Below are 18390 nucleotides of genomic sequence, written 5' to 3'. Positions count from 1 at the left end.
CCAAGAAAGCAGCAACAAACTGGATCCAGACCGACCACCAGGCCGCCACCAAAGCTCAGCGGGACGGTGTACCAGGGCAGTCCGGAGCAGCCGGCCGCCGGGCCTGTACCGCCCACGTGGTGTCCTACACGGCGACGCAGGCCGCTGCCCTGCTGTTCGCGAACCGGGCCCTCGTGCTCGGGCTGCGGCCCTCCCGCATCGCGGTCGCGCTTCTCCTCTCTGCCGCCAGCCACTTCGCGGCCGACCGTCGCGAGATACTGCGCCGACTAGCCCGTGCCACCAAGGGCGGCCGCTTCGTCGACCTCGCGGACGGCGGGTTGAACGGCGCCTACCTGATGGACCAGGCCTGGCACCACGGGTTCGAGGCGTGCGCCGCCTTCGTCGCCTCAGGCTGATCGGCAGCCCGGTCAGGTCAAGGCGTGTGAGTCAGCCGCGCAGTCCGGACACGCGCTCCGCCCACCGTGCCAGGTCGATTGTCAGCATCCCCTTGCTGTGGAAGCGCCCGATCCAGAGGTCGTCCAGCAGTCCCCGGGCCCTGCGGTGCCCTAGCTGGAGCCCCTGAGCCAGATGATCCCGGCTGACCTTCAGTACCACCTGACCGGTCCGGCTGCCGGTCTTACGGAGTTCGTCGCGGACGAGCGGCCGCACCAGGGTGGCCAGCCGGACTTCCGCGTCCCCGCGCCCCTGGACCACTGACATCTCGTACGCTCGGTGGGCGAGGTACTTGGTCAGCAGACGCTCAGCCTTCTTGAGTGCCAGAAAACGGTTGAGGCGTTCAGCTTGCCCGACCAGTACTACCACCCGTGTGTGCGCAACGACCTGGGCTGTCCTCGGTGCTTCCGGCTCGATCATGGGCGTCTCCCCGACCAGGTCATCGCTGGCCCGGAAAGCCAGCACCGCCGGCTGGTCGCGATCGTCCTCCCACCGCTCGATCCTGAGGGCGCCGTGCTGCACCACGAAGACCTCGTTCGAGAGGGAGCCCTGGCGGATCAACGGATCGCCTGGTTCGAGCACCTTGGACCGCCATCCGTCGGTCATTTCCTTCCACCAACCACCCATCAGGCTCCGAAAGGTTGTGCCCTCCGGGAGGGCGCGACGTCCATTCCCACTGTCGTACATGCCCAGCAAGATATGACACTCCTACCCATGACCCGTTGATTCGAAGGGTGTTGACGGATCTTCGGACTGATTTCACTCTCCGGTGCTACTCTTCCGGGCTCTCTTCCGGGCGAGCCTCACCTCTTCTCACCGCGCGCGTAGCACTCCTCGATCCCGCGCCGTACTGCCAACGGCACCAAGCCACGGCCCCTCACCGCCCCACACTCGTGAAGGACGAGAACGGACGGCCGGACCGGCTCCACTGCTGGCCGGGACAGCACGCGCTCAGGAGGCTCGATGACCAACCACCCTGCCCACGGCGACCGCACGTTCCTGGGCGTGCCGCTGCCCGACCACCGCGGCGTCGTCGTTCTGGACCAAGAGGCGTTCACCCAGCAGCCGGGTTCAATCCAGGCCGAATTCGCCACGGTGATCGGCGAATTGACCGACGAGGCGCTCTCCCGCGCCGGCCTTGAGTCGGTCCGGGAGAACAAGCTGTTTCTCCGCGACAACGGCGACGGGTTCGTCTTCGGGTGCTCGCCGAAGCACCTTCCGGGGCTGCTGGACCAGTTCCTCCCCGAGCTTCAGGCGGGCCTCGCCCGCCACAACACCACGCCCGGCAGTCGGCAGTTGCGGCTGCGGGCCGCCATCGCGTGCGGCCCGCTGCCTGCCGAGGGCGGGCCGAGCGACGGTTACGGCACGGCCCGCAACGAGGCCCACCGATTGGTGGATGCCGGCATGCTCAAGTGGGCCATGGCAGAGGCGAGTCCGGACGCGACCCACCTGGGGGCGATCGTCTCGGACCGCGTGTACCAGGACGTCGTGGTCGCCGGGTACTGTGCGCTGCACCCGGACCGGTTCGTCAAGATCACCGCTACCGTGCCGGGCAAGACGTTTCACGCACCGGCCTGGATCTACGTACCCGCCCCGTCCGGCGGCCTGCTCACCCTCCCGCCGACCCCGCCCTGTGCACCGCCCGAGGCGGCGATGACGAGCCTGCTCCCAGCAGGCGAGGATCCCGCCCGGGCTCCCGGGGCCCGGATGCGGACGAACACGGTTCAGGACGTGGGCCAGGGAGTGGCGTTGGCACACAGCTCCACCGGGGACGTGACCCTCTCGTTCACCACTACGACGGACCGCGAGGGACAGCGCCAGTGACAGCACCTCCTGCCACCCCGCCCCCGGGCCCGGCTGCCACGACAGCCGACCACCCGCCGGACTCCGTCCCGACCGGCCACTACCAGCAGCTGGTGCAATCCGTCCAGCAAGGCATGACCGTGTACGGCCTGACGGGCAACGTCACTATCACCTTCCAGCTCCCATGCCAGTGCGATCCGCCGCACTCCTGCGAACGTCGCACCTCCCACGCGGCGCACGGCCTCGCCGTCGGCCTCCAAGAGTTGTTCCACGAGCTGCGTGCGCAGTGGCGGCGGCTGGTCGACCCGATCGGCCCTGGCACTGCACCACCCGACTCCCCAGAAGACACCGACCCGTGAAGGCGGTCCCCCGCGTCCCCGGCGTCACCTGTGGTGGCGCTGGCCCGGGGACCGTGCATCGCCCCGAACGGCCATGACAGTGCCTCACACCCAGACTCATTGGAGGACTTCGTATGACCGCCGGCACCTCGTCCGCCCTCGCACTCGCGCAACCGACAGGGCTCGGACCGTTCACCGATCCCGGGATTCGCGCGGCGGACCAGTCGCAGAGCTGTTTCGTCATCAGCCCGGCCGCGGAGCCGCGCACCGAGATCGACTCACCCGCCCGAAAGGCTCGCGCGAGCGCGCTGTTGATCTTCGAGACGATCGTGGAGCCGGCCTGTGCCCGCCTCGGCATCGGACCGGTGCGGTCCGATCAGATCTCCCGAACCGGCGAGATCACCGAGCAGGTCTGTCGGCAACTGCTGGCAGCCGATCTGGTGATCGCCGACGTGAGCGGCGGCAATCCGGATGTCATGTACGGGCTGGGCCTGCGGCACTCCACGGGCAAGCCGGTTATCCACATCGGGGAGACTGGCAAACTGCCGTTTGATATCGCACCGTTCCGCACCATCACCTTCAGGAGCTCACCCGCCGGGATGGCCAAGGCCAGGGACAAGCTGACCGAGGCGCTCTCTCTGATGCTGCGTGAGGGCTTCAACCCGCTCATCCCCGCCCACGTCCTCCATGGCGCGGCCAGGCCTGACGCCGAGAGGCCGCCGTCCGGCGACCCGGCCGGGAATGCGGACCCCTCGGAGGGCGATCCTCTCGGCCTGGTGGAGCGATTCACGGAGCTGGCACCGGATTTGGAGGAGACGTCTGGCCACATCGCGGCGATCATCGCGCTGGTCACCGAAATCGCCGCAGCAGCCGAGCAGTTCGGCCCCGACATGCGGCATGCAGCCCGGTACGGAAGTCCAATGAGCACGCAACTCGCTTTTACCAAAAGGCTGTCGGCCGCGCTCACCGGACCGGCCGCCGAGCTGAGGGAGTCGGCGCAGCGGTTCACCGAGCGCATGGCCGGCATCGACACCATCGTGCAGGCCGCGCTGGACCTCTTCGAGAGGGTTCCGCCCGTTCGTTGGAGCGCCGATGATCGGGGGTTCCTGAGCCAGCTCGTCGACATCTCCGCTGCCGCCCGCCAGGGCGCCGAGACGCTCGCCATGTTCCGGACCATCATGGACGTGATGATCGCCGTGCATCGCGAACTCCGGGGCCCGGCCGGGGACATCGCCATCGCGGTGGCACGACTCAGCGAGGCGATGACTGTACTGGAGGCATGGGACCAGCGGGCCAAGCGGCTGGTGACCTGAGCACGGACTCGACCACGAACGCTCGAGGACAGCGACCGCCGTTCACTGCGGCCCCGTCGGCAAAGGGCTGGCCCTCTGCGGTTCTCTCCACTCTTCTCATGAATCAGATCGGACACCCGAGGACCGGATGTCGAAATCCGGCGATGGGCGACAACCATGGATTGAGGCACGCAGCATGTCAGGCATCTTCCACCAGATCGAGTCAAGCACCCGGAAGATCTTCGGGGACGGCCCGGTCTGCGTGCACGTGGGGAACGTCAAGGACTGCGACATCAAGCGGCACCCCACCTATCCGAAGTTCCGCGCCGAGGCAATCCTGGCGGGGGTCCGCTCCGCTCCGAGTTCCCGGCTCTGGGAGTCCTTGATCGCCATGGGCAGGCTATGCGACCTGGACGGTGACGACACCTGGCGGCTGGTCATCCTCGACTGCATCGTCCCCTGTTTCCGTTCGCTCTCCACCCGGATCGCCCGGGACTTCCGGGTCGAGCTCGAGGAGATCCGCTCGGCGATGGTGGTGGCCGCGCTGGAGGTCTGGGCCGCCACTGCTGCGGGCGTTCCGCCACGCCTCGTGAGGGATCGCATCGTGAAGTCAGCCTTCGAGGTCGCCTTCCAGCGGGGGAAGACTGGCTCACCGGAGCTCATGACGGACCAGCTCGATGTCTTCGCCCCACCAGCGGTGCCCGTCGTCGACCACTCCATGCGGGCGTCCTCGATCATCGACGTCGGCCGTATCCGTAGTGCGGAGGTCGCAGAGCAGATCAGGGGCGAGCGGCTCGGAGCGCTTCTCCACGGACTGGGCTGCTTCGACGCCGTGCAAGACTTCCACGAGGACATGCGCGCTGGCCGCCGATCGGGGTCGATCAGCCAGGCGGTCAAGGCCTCGGGTCTGTCCCGATCGCGGTTCTCCAACAGCAACCTCTACTACTACGCCTCGGACCTCTACCCGTCGTTCATCGGGCTCCGGGAGGCAGCTGGCGTGATCGGGCTCCCGGAGTCCACCGCGTACCGGCTGATCCGGGCGGGACAGTTCCCTCTTCCAGTGGCGAGGGCAGGCCGCAGCTACAAGGTCTCCGTCAGGGCCCTCATGCACTTCACGGACATCCCGGACACTATCGTCCATGCCGACGACATCGAGAACGGCGCTCTCCACGCGAGGGGCGCCACGCAATGAGCGCCTCTCGCCAAGCCCGGATCGAGTACTGGCCGGCTTCCAGTAGCGGCTCAGTCGGCGAACGGGGCGATGAGGCGCAGCTGGGTGCGTGCCACACGCTCAGGCCCTCCGGATGCTCATAGCGCGAATGCCGCATACGGCCGGCCATGCGCGACATCGTGCAGAGCCGTCCCGACCCGCTCGTCCACACCAGTGACCTCGACAAGGCCTGCGGGCAGACCCCAGACCGCGCCGGACCCGCCCATCCGGGCCAGCACGGTCTGCGTCCGCTTGTGATAGGCAGTCAAGTTGAAGCGGGCCCCACTTGGGACGTCCTGATCAGGCAGGTACTCGGAGCCCCGGCGCGCCAGCAACCGTCCGCCGATTCGCGGCTGCTCGCGCACAACGAGCCATCGCGCCCCGGCGGGTGAGGGGCCGCCGAGGAGCTTGAGGTCGGTCTAGGCCGTGTCTCACAATTCCCGTCGGATCAGCGCGCGGCGTTGGGCGCCCGGCTGGGCGTGCCGGCGAAGCGTCCTCGTACTGGGTCGTACTTGGATGATTCGCCGGTGCGTCCAGGCGGGATGCCCGGCGTCGCGCGCCTGGCGGGAATTGTGAGACACGGCCTAGATCTGGAGTGCTGCGTACCGGCCCACTGCGAGCAGCCAACGCGACCTCCTCGTCACCATTCGATGCTTCTCAACGCATCTCGTGGGTCGAGGCAGAGACGTGTGCACCGACCGTGAAATGATCTTCTGCGAGCCCACCATTTCTGCAGTTCAGGGGCATCTTCGAGCTCTATTTCGACCTGTAGGAAAGTCGCTGCACAGCTGGCCCCCGGCGTCCTCCACGGAGGGTGACGGGGGCTCGGCGTGCGATCTCTAGGAGCGTGCCGGGGGCTCCGGGATGCGCCAGGTGATCTGGAAGCGTTCGGCCGGCGGGAGGCCGGGGCGGCCGACGGGGCGGATCTCCTTGATGAGGTAGCCGAAGACCATGTGGTGCGCCTCCTCCGAGACCTCGTACCACGTGTCCGGGGTGATGGCCATGACCTCCCGCATCAGGGGCATGTCCGACTCCGAGCGCAGCATGTCCACCCGGTCCTCGCGGCTCATGGTCTCGTCGGCGCGCATCGCGCGGATCGAGTCCTGGAGCAGGTTGGGTTCGGTCCGCAGGCGCCGGAGGATTTCGCCGCAGCCGTACCGGAACACCGCGAACGCCTCCTCCGTTTCGTGGTCCGGGTCCTGGTAGCCGTAGGGTGCACCGCTCTCGGCGCCCACGTAATCGCCCTTCAGGGTGCGCAGCAGGGCACGCAGGGCGAACTCCGCACCGTGCTCCTCGATCAGCCGCACCCCCGCGCGGACCCAGTCGTCCTCCGAGATCATGGGCTCGTGCGGGCCCGCGAGCGAGGGGTGGATCTCGATGGCGGTGTACGGGTTGATCAGGATTCCGGCGATCTGCTCGGCAGTCCACTGGCCGTCCTCGCCGCCCCAGCCGCTCTGGATGAACTCCTGCGTCGACTTCAGCGCCCCCGACTCCCCGTCACGCATCGTGCGCCACAACCGGAGGAAGCGGGCCACTTCGGCCTGCGGATCGCGCGGCGGACTGCACCGCTCGGCGAGCACCGCGACGATCGAGTGAACGGTCTCCCAGCGCGGCACGCGAAGGCCCTTGAGTGCGGTCCGTACGCCCTCGTGGCTGACCTTGTCCGGGAGATCATCCCGATCCTTGATGAGTCCGCTCACCTTTCGCGGACTCAACCAGCCAGCTGCCCGCTGTAGTTCCTGGAGCGCCTCGACCAATTCGCGGTGAGTTTCTTGCAGTTGAGAGGACGAATCGGTAGCCACGGCTTTGAGGTCTTCCTTTCGCAGAGGTGTCAGACTTCGCCAACATCTTAAACTCAAGGACTTTTCAGGACATTTCACCAAGGATCGGACCGTCTCTTGCCAGACGGTGACTCGGAGTCAGCGGTGACCGGGAGCATGGATGACGGCGCCAGTCATTGTCTGCGCCCCTTCCCGAGGAGCTGCCCGCCGATGCACATCCCTGCCTACGCCCGCGACACAATCCGCGCGGCACTGCCGACCATGCCCACCAGTCGCCAAGTGGGCTGCCTGGACTGCTGCTTGTGCGACGAGCCGTTCGGGGACCGGGTGCCCGTCCCGCTCGGGCCGACCGAGACGTCCGGGCTCTTCGGCTGCCACCCCTGCCTTCGCCGGCTGGTGGCCCGGGCGCGGCGGACACGGGATGCCGCCATGGTCCAGGACGCCGAGCAGGCCCGGGCGGAGGCCGCCGCCTGGGCCGAGGTGCGCGAACACCACCTGATCGAGCTCGAAAGTGTGCGCCAGGCCGCCGAAGCCGTCGCCCGCCTCACCACCGACGAGAGTGTCGAGCCGCTGCGGATCGCCTGGCTGCTGGTATCGCTGGAGTCCGCCTACGCCTGGGCCACCGATGACGCCCCCGAGCCGCCGCCCTCCGCTGCGGCCCGCGACGAGGAACTGTCCGACAGCGGGTTCCGGCTCTCCCTGGAGATGATCTCGGCCAGGGAGGCGGTGGTGGACCGGCTGGCCTACCACCTGATCAACGAAGCGACACCGCCCTCCCCCGAGATGTGCGAGGAGTTCGACTGCCCGAAGGGCTGCTCCGGGCGCCACGACAGCTCGGACATCGACTGCGGGCCGGATGCCGTGTTCGAGGATCTGGCGGAGCACGGAGTCGTCGTCGAGCACCCGGGCACCGCCCCCATCCGCTCGCGGTGGCGCACCCTGCCTCCGGACCCGGCCCAGGGCAGGCCAGTTCCGGAGATGGCTGAGCAATTCACCGCCGCACTGGAGCACTTCGGCATCGATCCCACCGACACCGAGGTCCTGATCAGCGCAGCAGCGGTCGGCCTGGTCGCCGACACGTGGCGCGACGGACCGCTGGACGCCATCCACGCGGCCGCCGCCGGACCGAGCGACGGCGAGATCCTCGCGCAGAGCATCGACCTGTACCGCACCGCCCGGGAAGCCCTCACCGCCGCGCGGACGGACGGCCCCGAGGCGCTGCTCGCCTTCCAGGCCGTCGCCGCGGACCTCCAACTCCCCTGGGCCGGTGGCTCGTCCTTCACGCTGCGCGGGTGCGGGGAGCCCACCGAGGAGTTCGTCCAGCACCTCGACGACCGGGTCTGGTTCACCTCGAAGCTCATCCGCGAGCAGGGCTGGCAGGCAGGGCTGCTGCACCGCGCCGCGTCAGCCGCGCTCAAGGCTCCCACCCACTTCGGGATGGAGCGCTGGCCCGATCGGGTCACCGAGGCGCTGGCTCGGCTGACCGCCGTGGACCGCTCCGGAGCGCCCGAGGCGCTGGCCGACCTCGCGGCGGTCGAGGCCGCGCTGCTCGAAGCACCCGACCGGCTGGGCGTGGCCGCCCTGGACTGGCTCTGCGTGCGAGGCGTGCTCGAGTGACCGGCGGCACCCGGCTCCGACGCACTCCCCACCATCCAGAGAGAAAGCGATACACCGCCGTGAAGTGGGACGACCTGACCCTGACCATCCTCGCCGCGTTCGGCGCCGTCACCCTCCTGCTGACGCAGGTCGGTGAGGTGCTGGCCAAACTGCCGCAGGTCATCCGGGCCTGGCGGCGGGTGCGGCGGGAGCTGCGCCGCGGGGACGGCCCCGATCCGCAACCGCCGCGGAGCCGGACGCTCGCCTGAGGATCAGCGCCCCACCGGGCTCAGGGCCAGCAGGGCCAGGTCGTCGGTGGCCGGGCCGCCGTGGGCCTGGACGTCGGCGCCGACGAAGAGGACGAGCTGTTCGGGGGTGACGCAACTGCGGGTGGCGAAGCGGGTGGCGAGGCGTTTGGTGAGGGGGTAGAAGGTGCCGGCCTCGTCGCGGGCCTCGGTGACGCCGTCGGTGTGCAGCAGCAGGGTCTGGCCGACCGCGAGCGGGACCGAGGTGGGCGGGGTGGGGTGCTGGGTGCGCAGGTGGCCCAGGCCCAGCGGGAGGTCCTGGCGGCAGTGCACGGTCTGCACGGTGCCGCCGGTCAGCAGCACCGGGTCCAGGTGGCCGCGGTTGATCAGCTGCACCGAGTCGGCGCCGGGACGGTGCTCCAGCAGGACGGCGGTGACGAAGAGCTCCTCGTCCTCGCGCTCCACGGCGACGCGGCGGACCTGGCGGTCCAGCAGGGCGGCGAGTTCGGCCAGTTCGGCGGTCTCGTGCGCGGTGGCGCGGAAGGCGCCGAGCAGGTCGGCCACGGTGCTTACGGCCTCCAGGCCCTTGCCCCGCACGTCGCCGAGCAGGACCCGGGTGCCGAAGGGCGTGTCGCACAGCTCGTACAGGTCCCCGCCGATCGCCACCTCGGCCTGCGCGGCCCGGTAGTGGCCGGCCGTGCGCAGCGAGCCGACCTGCTCGGGCACCGGGTGCAGCACGGTGCGCTGCAGCGCCTCGCTGACGGTGCGGGCCCGGACCAGGTGGCGGGCCTGCCGGATGCGCTGGTGGGCGAGCATCACCCCGGCCAGCGCGGCCAGCAGGGTGGAGAGGTAGACCCAGAGGTGGTGGTGCTCGTAGAGGTGGCCGGCCCGGGCCGCGAGTGCCAGCTGGAGGACCAGCGCGCCGATGCCGGAGGCGGCGGTGGCCAGGGCGCCGAAGCCGAAGGCGACCAGCACGGGCAGCCCGGTGAGCAGGAAGCCCGCCGCCGTGGCCTGGGGAAAGGCGACCTCGATGATCAGGTCGATGAGGATCAGCAGGGTGGGCAGCCAGCGCACCCAGTGCGGGGCCAGGTCCGCCTCGTGGTCCGCGGCGGCGGGGCCTGCGAAGCTCGCGCGCAGCCGGGCGCCGAGGGTGCCGCGTGCCGCGGCGGCCTCGGAGCGGGCGCCCTTGGCGGGCGTCCCGGGCCGCACGGGGACGGCGGCCTTCGGCGGCACAGCGGCGGCCTTCGCCGGCACAGCGGCGGCCTTCGGCGGCACGGCGGACCTCGCGGGCACGGCAGACCTCCTCGGCCGCTGGGGAACAGGGGTGAGCCTCCATGGTCGCCCACCCACCGCTTCGGCACCGGAGGCCCTTCGGCCCGCCGCCTCGGGACCAAAGTCCCGGTTTCTGCGGGCGTCAGCCCCGCAGCGCGACCGGCAGTTCCTGGTAGCCGCGCAGCACCAGGCGCGAGCGGCGCACCGGTTCCCCCGCCAGGGTCAGCCGGGGAAAACGGTTCAGCAGGGCGGGCAGTGCGCAGGTCGCCTCCAGCCGGGCCAGCTGGGCTCCCAGGCAGTAGTGCGGTCCGCCGCCGAAGGAGAGCGCCTGGCTGTCCTGGCGGGTCGGGTCGAACAGGTCGGGTCGGTCGTAGCGGGCCGGGTCCCGGTTGGCCGCGCCGATCAGCAGGAAGACCCCGCTGCCGGGCGGTACTGGCACCCCCGCCACGCTCAGCCCCTCGGCCAGCGGCAGCCGCGTGGTGAGCTGCACCGGGGAGTCGTGGCGCAGCACCTCCTCGACGTAGCCGGCCGAGCTGATCCGGCCGCTGCGCAGTCCGTCCGCCGCCCAGCGGTGCTCGAAGGCCAGCGCCAGTCCGTTGCCGAGCAGGTTGGTGGTGGTCTCGAAGCCGGCCACCAGCAGCACGATCAGGTTGGCCAGCAGCTCCCGGTCGTCGAGCCGCCCGTCGGCGCCGTCGGCGACCCGGACCAGCGCGCTGACCAGGTCGGGGCGCGGATCGGCGCGCCGTTGTGCGGCCAACTCGCCGAAGTAGTCGGCCAGTTCGTCGGCAGCGGTATCCGCTGCGGCGAGTTCCCCGTCGCTCACCAGCGGCTCCAGGATCGCCGCGAGGGCACCGGCCAGGCCGCGGAAGCGGTAACGGTCCCGCTCGGGCACGCCGAGCAGCTCGCAGATCACCCCGACCGGCAGCCGGAAGGCGAAGGTCTCCATGAAGTCGACCGGGCTGCCGTCCGCGCCGAGTTCGGCGAGTTCGGTCAGCAGCCGGTCGACGGCGGCCCGCACCGCCGGCGCGAGCGCGGCCACCCGGCGGGCGGTGAAGACCGAGGCGATCAGCGACCGCATCCGGGCGTGGTCGGGCGCATTGCTCTCCAGGACCGAACGGCTGAGCAGCAGCCTGGAGGAGTGCTCGTGGAAGAGCGGATCGAAGTCGTGGCGGGCCCGGGCGTCGGTCACCCCGAAGGCGGAGTCGCGCAGCAGCTGGTGCACCGTGCGGTATCCGGTGGCGAGCAGCATGTCGTCCCAGACGCGGCAGACCGGGCCGAGCCGGTGCGCGCGGGCGTAGAGCGGGTAGGGGTCGGCGGAGCCCGCCGGGGTCAGCAGAGCGTCGATGATCTCCGTGCCGTCCATGACGTCCATACCCGGTATCAACCGAGCGGCGGGGCGGCCGAGTTCCCGCGGCGGCATACCCTGGGCGGATGGAGATCTGGATCAACCCCCGCTGCAGCAAGTGCCGCAGCGCGCTCACCGCGCTGGACGCGGCCGAGCTGAACTACACCGTGCGGCACTACCTGGAGGACCCGCCCTCGGTGGCCGAGCTGACGGCGGTGCTCGGGCGGCTGGGCCTGGAGCCGTGGGACATCACGCGGCTGGACGAGGCGGTGGCCAAGGAGCTGGGCATGCGCCAGTGGGAGCGCACGGCCGCGCAGCGGCAGCGCTGGCTGGAGGCGCTGGCGGAGCACCCGATTCTGGTGCAGCGCCCGATCATCACCGCCGACGACGGACACGCCGTCGTCGCCCGCACCCCGCAGGCGCTCCGGTCGGTGCTGCCCGAGCAGTCCTGAGGCGCGTCGGCCGGCTCCGCGGCGCGGTGCCGGATGCGCGTTCGGCCGGATGCGCGGCCGCACGCCCGGCCGGATGCGCGAGACTGGGCGAGTGGCAGACCAGACGACCTTCATCGCCTTCCTGCGCGCCGTCAACGTGGGCGGTCGCACCGTCACGATGGAGCGGCTGCGCACGCTCTTCGGCGAGCTCGGCCTGACCGGCGTACGGACGTACATCCAGAGCGGCAACGTCTTCTTCACGGCGGACGCCGGGGTGGACCGCGCCGCGCTGACCGGCCGGATCGAGGCGCACCTGAGCCAGGCGCTCGGCTACCAGGTGCCCGTCATGCTGCGCACGGTGGACGAGCTGGCGGCCACGCTGGCCCTGGACCCGTTCCACGAGGTGGAGATCACGCCGGAGGTCCGGCTCTGCGTGGTCTTCCTCTCCGAACCGCTCCCCGCCGGCCTCGCCCTGCCGCTGCGCTCCCCCAAGGGCGACCTGGAGGTGATCGCGGCAACGCCCGGCGAGGCCTTCGTGGTCGCCCGGCACCTGCCCGGACGCTCGGCGGCCAACCCGGCGACGGTCTTCGGCAAGGGCTACCAGGGTCACGGCACCAGCCGCTTCTTCCACACCGCGGTCAAGATCCTCGCTGCGGCGCGCAAGGGCTGAGCGGGGCGAGGGCGCTCCGACGCGGCCGGCGCGAACCGCGGTCGGCCCGGCCCCGGCCCCGGACAGCAGCGCGCGGGTCCGCCGCTCGGGCGACGGGCCCGCGGGGACCGGTCGGCGGCTCAGCCGGCGGCCAGGCGCGCCACGGTGGCGGAGCTCAGGGCGAGCGTGTCGGCGGACAGCGGTGCCAGTGCGGCGCGGACGGCGTCCTGGTCGCCCTGCTTGGCGACGGCGACCAGCGCGGCGGCGTCCTTCTGCAGGGCGGCGAGCCGGTCCTCGGCGGCGGCCGTCGGCAGCGGCGCGGCCAGGCGCTGGATCGGCCCGCCCGGGAGCACCCCGGCCGGTACCGAGGGCGCGGACGGCTCGGCGGCTCCGGAGGGCGCGGCGGCTCCGGACGGCTGCGCCGCGTCGCCGGCCGTCGCGGGCAGCACCGACTTGAGCTTCTCCGCCGCCATCCCCAGCTGTCCCAACCTGCCCTGCAGCGCGGGCTCCTCGGTCGCGGTGCCGGAGCCCGGGGCGCTCACGGTGACCAGCTGGTTCACCGCCTGGAGCACGCCGCCGAGCGCACCCATCGCCGCCATGGTCCCGGCCGCGTCGGGCGCCACCGCCGGACTGATCATCGGATGCCGGCGGTCGGCGGCCAGCGGGCTCGCGCTGCTGACCGCGATGCCGGTGGTGGTGGCGATGGCGCCGGCCAGCGCCGTGCTGAGCAGGACCGTGGTCCACTTGCTGTCCATGGGGTCGGGCTTCCTTCCAAGGAGTCGGGGCCTGAGCGGCCTTCCTCCACCTTGGGCACCCACAGTGACGGGCCGCCATCGCGGATAGTCCGAAAGTGGCCCAACTACTGCGCCGCACCGGCCAGATAGGGGCCTGACCAGCAGCTGAGCAGCGGCACCCCGATGGGCCGGCCGACACCGAAAGTCACCACCGGAGCCGGGCCCCTCACTCCCCGATCGGCGAGGTCCCCCACAGCTCCGCCGCGCATCGCGCGTAGACCGCTTGCCAGTGCGGCCAGTGGCGGGCCGTCAGGTCGTCGCACTCGGCCAGCAGCGCCTCGATCTGCTCCGGCGCGACCCCCTCCAGCAGCCAGGCCAGGGCGTCCGGCGTGCCCGGACCGTCGGCCATCCGCAGCAGGTCGAGCAGCTCGCCCAGGGTGCCGGCCCGGGACTGCGGCGGGAGCAGCTTGGCCATCTCCGGCAGCACCTGCTCCTCCTCGATCCGCAGATGGGTCTCCAGCCGCGCGGCCAGCTCCTCAACCGCGTAGGCCACCGGCCAGGCACTGGCCGGGTCCCGGGTGGCCACCCGCATCAGCGTGGTGGTGCGGGTGAAGGAGTGGTCCAGGTTGTGGTGGTCGTCCTCCAGCCAGTTGACCAGCAGCCGCAGCTCCGGGGCGAAGCGGCGCAGCAGCGGCCAGAGCCGGGCGTCCTCCTGCTCGTGGTGGCAGGTGAGCATCGCGGTCATGAAGTCCCAGTGCCGCTGCAGGGCCGCCGCGCCCGCCTCGTCATCGGGCTGCAGCAGGCGCAGCGCGGTGGGCAGCCGGGCGAGATCGCGACGCAGCGCCGCGTGGACCAGGCGCAGGCCGGCGAAACGGACGGGGCGCACGGCCGGCACCACCTCGTGGGAGCCGCGCGGGGCGGGGACGACAAGCAGATGCGGCTGCATGGCACTCTCTTCAGGACTGTCATGGCGGGGGTTCCGGGGCCGGGCGGCGCCGCTTCCCGGAGCGGGCGTGAGCGGGAGGCGCGACGTTGCGGTTCCAGCGTGCTGACAGTCGATCAGAGGCGAATCAACACCGGGTTGCTGCGCAGCTCAGAGGGGGTGCAAGGAGAAAACGGGCGGCGCCGACCGTTCGTCGGCGCCGCCCGTTCCGCTCGCCCGCCGCAGCGGGGTTCACACCGCAGCGGGGATCACGCCGCGGTGGGCCCCTGGAGGTTCTGGGTGAGCCACTGCAGGGTGTCGGGGATCATCTTCTTGAAGTGCGAGGTGAGGTGCTTGCCGCCCGGCTGCTCGTAGTAGTCGATCTTGGTGGGCGGGGCCGCCTTCGCCACCCACGCCTTGACCAGCTTGACCTCGTCCGGCGTGGCACCGCCGGCCGTGGCCAGCATCCGCACGTCCGCCTTGCTCTGGGCGACCAGCACGTCGGGGCTGTTGGCCAGCCGCTCGGCCTCGTGGCCCTTCCAGAACGAGGAGTCCGGGTTCCAGTAGCCGTCGATCGGCACCGCGGCCTTGTAGGTGTCCGGGTGCTGCAGCGCCATCTTGGCGCTGCAGAACGCGCCGGTGGAGGCGCCCATCAGGCCCCAGCCGTCCCGGCTCTTGAGGGTGCGGAAGTTGGCACGCACGAAGTCGGGAACGTCCTGGGACATCCAGGTGCCCATCTTCGGCTGGCCGGGAATGTCGCTGCAGTCCAGGGTCTGCTTCTCGTCGGAGACCAGGTTCTGCACCGGCATCACCATGATGAACGGGTGTGCCTTGCCCTGCTTGACCAGCTGCTCGTCCGCCACCTGGATCGGCAGCTGGTCGTCGGTCCAGGTGTTGTAGCCGTTGCTCTGGCCGCCCGCGTAGAGGGTGAGCACCGGGAAGCCGTAGTTCGCGTACTTGGGGTCGTTGTACTCCGGCGGGAGCCAGACCCACACCTTGCCGGTCACCCCGGACTTCTTGCCGGCCAGCGTGGTCATCATGATCGGCCCGGCCGCGGTGTCCCGCGCCTTGCTCAGCTGGGTCACCGGACCGGTGGGCATCGCCACCGTGGCCGATTCGCCGCTCGGCGACGCCGGGGCGGACGGCGAGCCGCTCGGCGACGCGGCGCCCGACGGGCCGCCGGAGGCACCGGCGGCACCGGCGGCACCGGGCGAGGCCGGGACGGGGGCGGCGACCGGTGCGGCCTTGGCCGCCGGCTTGCCGCCGCCGGACCCGCACGCGGCGAGCGCGCCCGCCAGGACCAGGGCGACGGCGGAGGACAGGACGACACGTGGACGGGCGAGCGGCGGCTGCAAGGTCGGACTTTCCGGGTGGTGGGTGGCGCCCGGACGGATGGGCCCGGGCGGCGGCGACCTGGGCGGAGGTCGGCGGGGTGCTGTCGATCCTACGACGCGCACCCCGGCGAACGTGGTTGCGACCGGGCGGCCCGGCAGCCGGTGACCGGGGCCGTTCCGGCAAAGATCCGCCGATCGGCGGGGGTCGATCGGCCGGTCGGCGGACGCCCGGACGGCGACCGGGAGCCGCCGATCTGACGGGCGTCACTCGCCCGTCGGAACCCGACGCAGCAGCAGCCGGTCGGTCCGCCCGGTGACCGCGCAGCGGTACAGCTCGGCGTACTTGGGTGAGGGTGTACCCGGTGCGACGGGCGTGGTCACAGCAGCCCCAGGGAGGTGAATGGTTCGGTGATGACCCGCTCCAGCACCGGCACCGCGGAGGACCGCACCAGGGTCCGGGCTCCGAAGACGGCGGGCACGATGTCGGCGGCCACCTCGGCGCCGCGGTGGCTGCGCTCGGCCACCTCGGCCCGCAGGTCGTCCAGGTACTCCTCGGCCACCAGGATCCCGCCGGCCAGCACCACCCGGCTCGGATTGAGCAGGTCGACCAGGGTGGCGATGGCCCGTCCGGCCCGCCGGGCCCGGCGGCGGAGCAGCTCCTGCGCGCGCACGTCCCCGCTGCCGGAGCCGGCCGGGCGGGCGGCGGCCACCAGGCGCTCCAGGTCGAGCGAGCCGCCGGCCGCGCCGTGCCCGGTGGGACCGAGCAGGCCGGCCGAGCGCGCCTCGGCGACGAGCGCGAGGTCGCCGGCCGCCGCGCTCAGGCAGCCGGTGCCGCAGCGCGGGCAGCGCACGCCCGGCTCGTCGGTGGCGAGCAGGTGCTCGATGCCGCCGGCCGCCGCGCCGGGGCCGCGGTGCACGGTGCGGTCCACCACGATCGCGGCGCCGAGCACGTTGCCGATGAAGACCAGCGCGAAGTCGTCCACCTCGCGGCCGGCGCCGAACCACAACTCGGCGCGGGCGATGGCGCGCACCGTCTGCTCCAGCACCAGCGGCCCGGGCAGCCTGCCGGTCAGCTCGTCGAGCAGCGCCACCTCGTGCCAGCCGAGCGGCCCGTGCTCGACCACCTGGCCGCGCGCGCCGTCCACCCAGCCGCCAATGCTCACCCCGGTGCCGACCAGGCGGCGCCCGGCCAGCCGCTCGTCCAGGAAGGCCCGCACGCCTTCGGCGGCCCGCGCGGCGATCCGGCGCGGTGTCGGCTCGCCCTCGTCGCCGTGCGCGAGCTCGCGTTCGACCAGTACCCGGCCGTCCAGGCCGACCAGGCCGAAGGTGGTGCGCAGCAGGCCGATGTGCACGCCGAGCGCCACGGTGCGCTCGGGGTCGACCCGCAGCGGCACCCGGGGGCGGCCCTGAGTGGGCTCCACCGGGGCGAGTTCGCCGAGCAGCCCGGCCTCGATCAGGGTGCTGGTGAGCTTGGTGACGCTGGGCGCGGACAGCCCGGTGTGCCGGGCGATCTCGGCCCGGGAGACCGGGCCGTAGGCGAGGACGGCGCGCAGCACGGCGGAGGCGTTGCCCTGCCGCATGTACTCGGCGCGCTGTCCCGGGGTGATCAGGCCCTGGGGCTGCTCGCTGCGGGTGGTCCCCCTGCGGATCGTCACGGTGATCGCCTCCTCCCCGGCACCCTATCGCCCGGCCACCCTTAGTTATTTTCCGAAACTTAGTGATCACCGGCGCTCCTGACAAGACCGCCGCCACCTGCGGCGCGCTCTTCGGTGCGCTCCTACCAATGACAGCGCCGCACCCGGTCGGCGATCATCGGCTCACCACCAGCCCAGGGAGTCCCGCATGCCGCAGCAGATCGCCGTCGTCACCGGGGCCGGCACCGGCGTGGGCCGGGCCGTCGCGCTCGAACTCGCCGCCGCCGGCTGGCAGCTGGCACTCGCCGGACGGCGGGCCGAGCCGCTGCACGAGACCGCCGCGCTGGCCGGGGCGCCCGCCGCCGTGATCCCGACCGACGTCACCGACCCGGCCGCGGTCACCGCGCTCTTCGCCGAGGCGGCCGAGCGCTTCGGCCGGCTCGACCTGCTCTTCAACAACGCCGGCAGCTTCGGCGCGGCCGTCCCCGTCGAGGACCTCGCCGTCGAGGACTGGCGCGCGGTGATCGACCTCAACCTGACCGGCGCCTTCCTCTGCGCCCAGGCCGCCTTCCGGCAGTTCAAGGAGCAGCGGCCGCAGGGCGGGCGGATCATCAACAACGGCTCGATCTCCGCCCACGTACCGCGCCCGCACAGCATCGCCTACACCGCGAGCAAGCACGCGGTCACCGGGCTGACCAAGTCGCTGTCGCTGGACGGCCGGCCGTACCGGATCGCCTGCGGGCAGATCGACATCGGCAACGCCGCCACCGACATGACCGCCGCGATGGGCCTCGGGGTCCGCCAGGCCGACGGCCGGATCGCGCCCGAGCCCACCATGGACGTGGCGGACGTGGCCCGCACGGTACGGCAGATGGCCGAGCTGCCACTGGAGGCCAACATCCAGTTCGCCACCGTGCTGGCCACGAACATGCCCTACATCGGGCGCGGTTGAGCCGGTCCGCCGGGAGGGACCGGGACCGGGCTCAGAGCGCGTCCGGGCCGCGTTCGCCGGTGCGCACCCGGATCAGGGTGTCCACCGGGACCATCCAGACCTTGCCGTCGCCGATCTTCCCGGTCCGGGCGGCGGCGACCAGGGCCGCGATGACCGGCTCGGCGTCGTCGTCGGCCACCACCACCTCGAGCCGCACCTTGGGGACCAGGTCGACCCGGTACTCCGCACCCCGGTACACCTCGGTGTGCCCGCGCTGCCGGCCGTAGCCGCTGACCTCGGTGACGGTCAGGCCGTGCACCCCGAGGTCCTGCAGTGCGGTCTTGACGTCGTCCAGCTTGTAGGGCTTGAGGACGGCGGTGATCAGCTTCATACCGCGTGATGGTAGCGATCGGTGTGCCGACGACACGTCAACCTCGCCTG

The 18390-nt window shown here is 71.7% G+C and carries 19 protein-coding genes; 10 read left to right on the top strand and 9 right to left on the bottom strand.

Going from position 1 to position 18390, the window contains the following annotated elements:
* Nucleotides 1-119 precede the first annotated feature (119 nt).
* Nucleotides 120-395 (top strand): hypothetical protein, encoded by a 276-nt coding sequence (locus tag OG500_RS27295; RefSeq protein ID WP_329584011.1) that lies wholly within the window; start codon nt 120-122, stop codon nt 393-395.
* A gap of 31 nt (nt 396-426) precedes the next feature.
* On the opposite strand, the gene OG500_RS27290 is transcribed toward OG500_RS27295, so the two are convergent.
* The gene (locus OG500_RS27290) at nt 427-1038 is read right to left on the bottom strand and encodes a Crp/Fnr family transcriptional regulator (RefSeq protein ID WP_329584009.1); all 612 of its coding nucleotides are present in this window, start codon (nt 1036-1038) and stop codon (nt 427-429) included.
* A 399-nt stretch (nt 1039-1437) separates the two neighbouring features.
* On the opposite strand from OG500_RS27290, the gene OG500_RS27285 reads away from it, so the two are divergent.
* The 4 genes from OG500_RS27285 to OG500_RS27270 all read left to right on the top strand — a co-directional run bounded on the left by OG500_RS27285 (nt 1438) and on the right by OG500_RS27270 (nt 5057).
* Nucleotides 1438-2256, top strand: coding sequence for a hypothetical protein (locus OG500_RS27285; RefSeq protein ID WP_329584007.1), 819 nt, complete (start codon nt 1438-1440; stop codon nt 2254-2256).
* A 92-nt stretch (nt 2257-2348) separates the two neighbouring features.
* A complete protein-coding gene (locus OG500_RS27280; protein WP_329584005.1) occupies nt 2349-2594 on the top strand; it encodes a hypothetical protein in 246 nt (81 codons plus the stop codon).
* A gap of 113 nt (nt 2595-2707) precedes the next feature.
* On the top strand, nt 2708-3886 hold the full coding sequence (locus OG500_RS27275; RefSeq protein ID WP_329584003.1) for a hypothetical protein: 1179 nt from the start codon (nt 2708-2710) through the stop codon (nt 3884-3886).
* Between the two features lie 175 nt (nt 3887-4061).
* Nucleotides 4062-5057 carry a helix-turn-helix transcriptional regulator gene (locus tag OG500_RS27270; protein WP_329584001.1) on the top strand — a complete coding sequence of 332 codons (996 nt, stop codon included), beginning with the start codon at nt 4062-4064 and terminating at the stop codon, nt 5055-5057.
* 857 nt (nt 5058-5914) lie between these two features.
* Here OG500_RS27270 and OG500_RS27265 read toward each other — a convergent pair.
* Nucleotides 5915-6877 (bottom strand): hypothetical protein, encoded by a 963-nt coding sequence (locus tag OG500_RS27265; protein WP_329583999.1) that lies wholly within the window; start codon nt 6875-6877, stop codon nt 5915-5917.
* Nucleotides 6878-7066: 189 nt separating this feature from the next.
* Between OG500_RS27265 and OG500_RS27260 the strand changes: the two genes are divergently transcribed.
* Together OG500_RS27260 and OG500_RS27255 are read left to right on the top strand one after the other, a co-directional pair.
* Nucleotides 7067-8473, top strand: a complete 1407-nt coding sequence (locus tag OG500_RS27260; RefSeq protein ID WP_329583997.1) for a hypothetical protein — start codon at nt 7067-7069, stop codon at nt 8471-8473.
* Nucleotides 8474-8532: 59 nt separating this feature from the next.
* The gene (locus OG500_RS27255; protein ID WP_329583995.1) at nt 8533-8721 is read left to right on the top strand and encodes a hypothetical protein; all 189 of its coding nucleotides are present in this window, start codon (nt 8533-8535) and stop codon (nt 8719-8721) included.
* Nucleotides 8722-8724: 3 nt separating this feature from the next.
* Here the strand turns inward: OG500_RS27255 and OG500_RS27250 are convergent, their stop codons facing one another.
* Both OG500_RS27250 and OG500_RS27245 read right to left on the bottom strand, forming a co-directional pair.
* Nucleotides 8725-9990 (bottom strand): PP2C family protein-serine/threonine phosphatase, encoded by a 1266-nt coding sequence (locus OG500_RS27250; protein ID WP_327069503.1) that lies wholly within the window; start codon nt 9988-9990, stop codon nt 8725-8727.
* Between the two features lie 121 nt (nt 9991-10111).
* On the bottom strand, nt 10112-11341 hold the full coding sequence (locus OG500_RS27245; RefSeq protein WP_327069502.1) for a cytochrome P450: 1230 nt from the start codon (nt 11339-11341) through the stop codon (nt 10112-10114).
* A 59-nt stretch (nt 11342-11400) separates the two neighbouring features.
* Here OG500_RS27245 and OG500_RS27240 point away from each other — a divergent pair, with 59 nt between their 5' ends.
* Together OG500_RS27240 and OG500_RS27235 are read left to right on the top strand one after the other, a co-directional pair.
* Entirely contained in the window at nt 11401-11766 is a 366-nt protein-coding gene (locus OG500_RS27240; protein ID WP_327069501.1) for an ArsC/Spx/MgsR family protein, read from the top strand.
* 91 nt (nt 11767-11857) lie between these two features.
* Nucleotides 11858-12415: a DUF1697 domain-containing protein gene (locus OG500_RS27235; RefSeq protein ID WP_327069500.1), complete on the top strand. Its 558-nt coding sequence runs from the start codon at nt 11858-11860 to the stop codon at nt 12413-12415.
* Nucleotides 12416-12534: 119 nt separating this feature from the next.
* On the opposite strand, the gene OG500_RS27230 is transcribed toward OG500_RS27235, so the two are convergent.
* From OG500_RS27230 to OG500_RS27215, 4 genes are all read right to left on the bottom strand, one after another.
* Entirely contained in the window at nt 12535-13149 is a 615-nt protein-coding gene (locus OG500_RS27230; RefSeq protein ID WP_327069499.1) for a hypothetical protein, read from the bottom strand.
* Nucleotides 13150-13354: 205 nt separating this feature from the next.
* Nucleotides 13355-14074 carry a hemerythrin domain-containing protein gene (locus OG500_RS27225; RefSeq protein ID WP_327069498.1) on the bottom strand — a complete coding sequence of 240 codons (720 nt, stop codon included), beginning with the start codon at nt 14072-14074 and terminating at the stop codon, nt 13355-13357.
* A 245-nt stretch (nt 14075-14319) separates the two neighbouring features.
* Entirely contained in the window at nt 14320-15405 is a 1086-nt protein-coding gene (locus OG500_RS27220) for an alpha/beta hydrolase (RefSeq protein ID WP_327069497.1), read from the bottom strand.
* A 356-nt stretch (nt 15406-15761) separates the two neighbouring features.
* Nucleotides 15762-17039, bottom strand: a complete 1278-nt coding sequence (locus OG500_RS27215) for an ROK family transcriptional regulator (RefSeq protein WP_327069496.1) — start codon at nt 17037-17039, stop codon at nt 15762-15764.
* Between the two features lie 187 nt (nt 17040-17226).
* Between OG500_RS27215 and OG500_RS27210 the strand changes: the two genes are divergently transcribed.
* Nucleotides 17227-17970: an SDR family oxidoreductase gene (locus tag OG500_RS27210; RefSeq protein WP_327069495.1), complete on the top strand. Its 744-nt coding sequence runs from the start codon at nt 17227-17229 to the stop codon at nt 17968-17970.
* Between the two features lie 31 nt (nt 17971-18001).
* Here OG500_RS27210 and OG500_RS27205 read toward each other — a convergent pair whose 3' ends face one another.
* A complete protein-coding gene (locus OG500_RS27205; protein ID WP_327069494.1) occupies nt 18002-18340 on the bottom strand; it encodes a P-II family nitrogen regulator in 339 nt (112 codons plus the stop codon).
* Nucleotides 18341-18390 lie beyond the last annotated feature (50 nt).

Origin of the sequence: Kitasatospora sp. NBC_01250 (assembly GCF_036226465.1) — a bacterium.
GTDB lineage: Bacteria > Actinomycetota > Actinomycetes > Streptomycetales > Streptomycetaceae > Kitasatospora.
The sequence above is the reverse complement of the archived record's forward strand: the minus strand, read 5'-3'. Positions and strand labels throughout refer to the sequence as shown.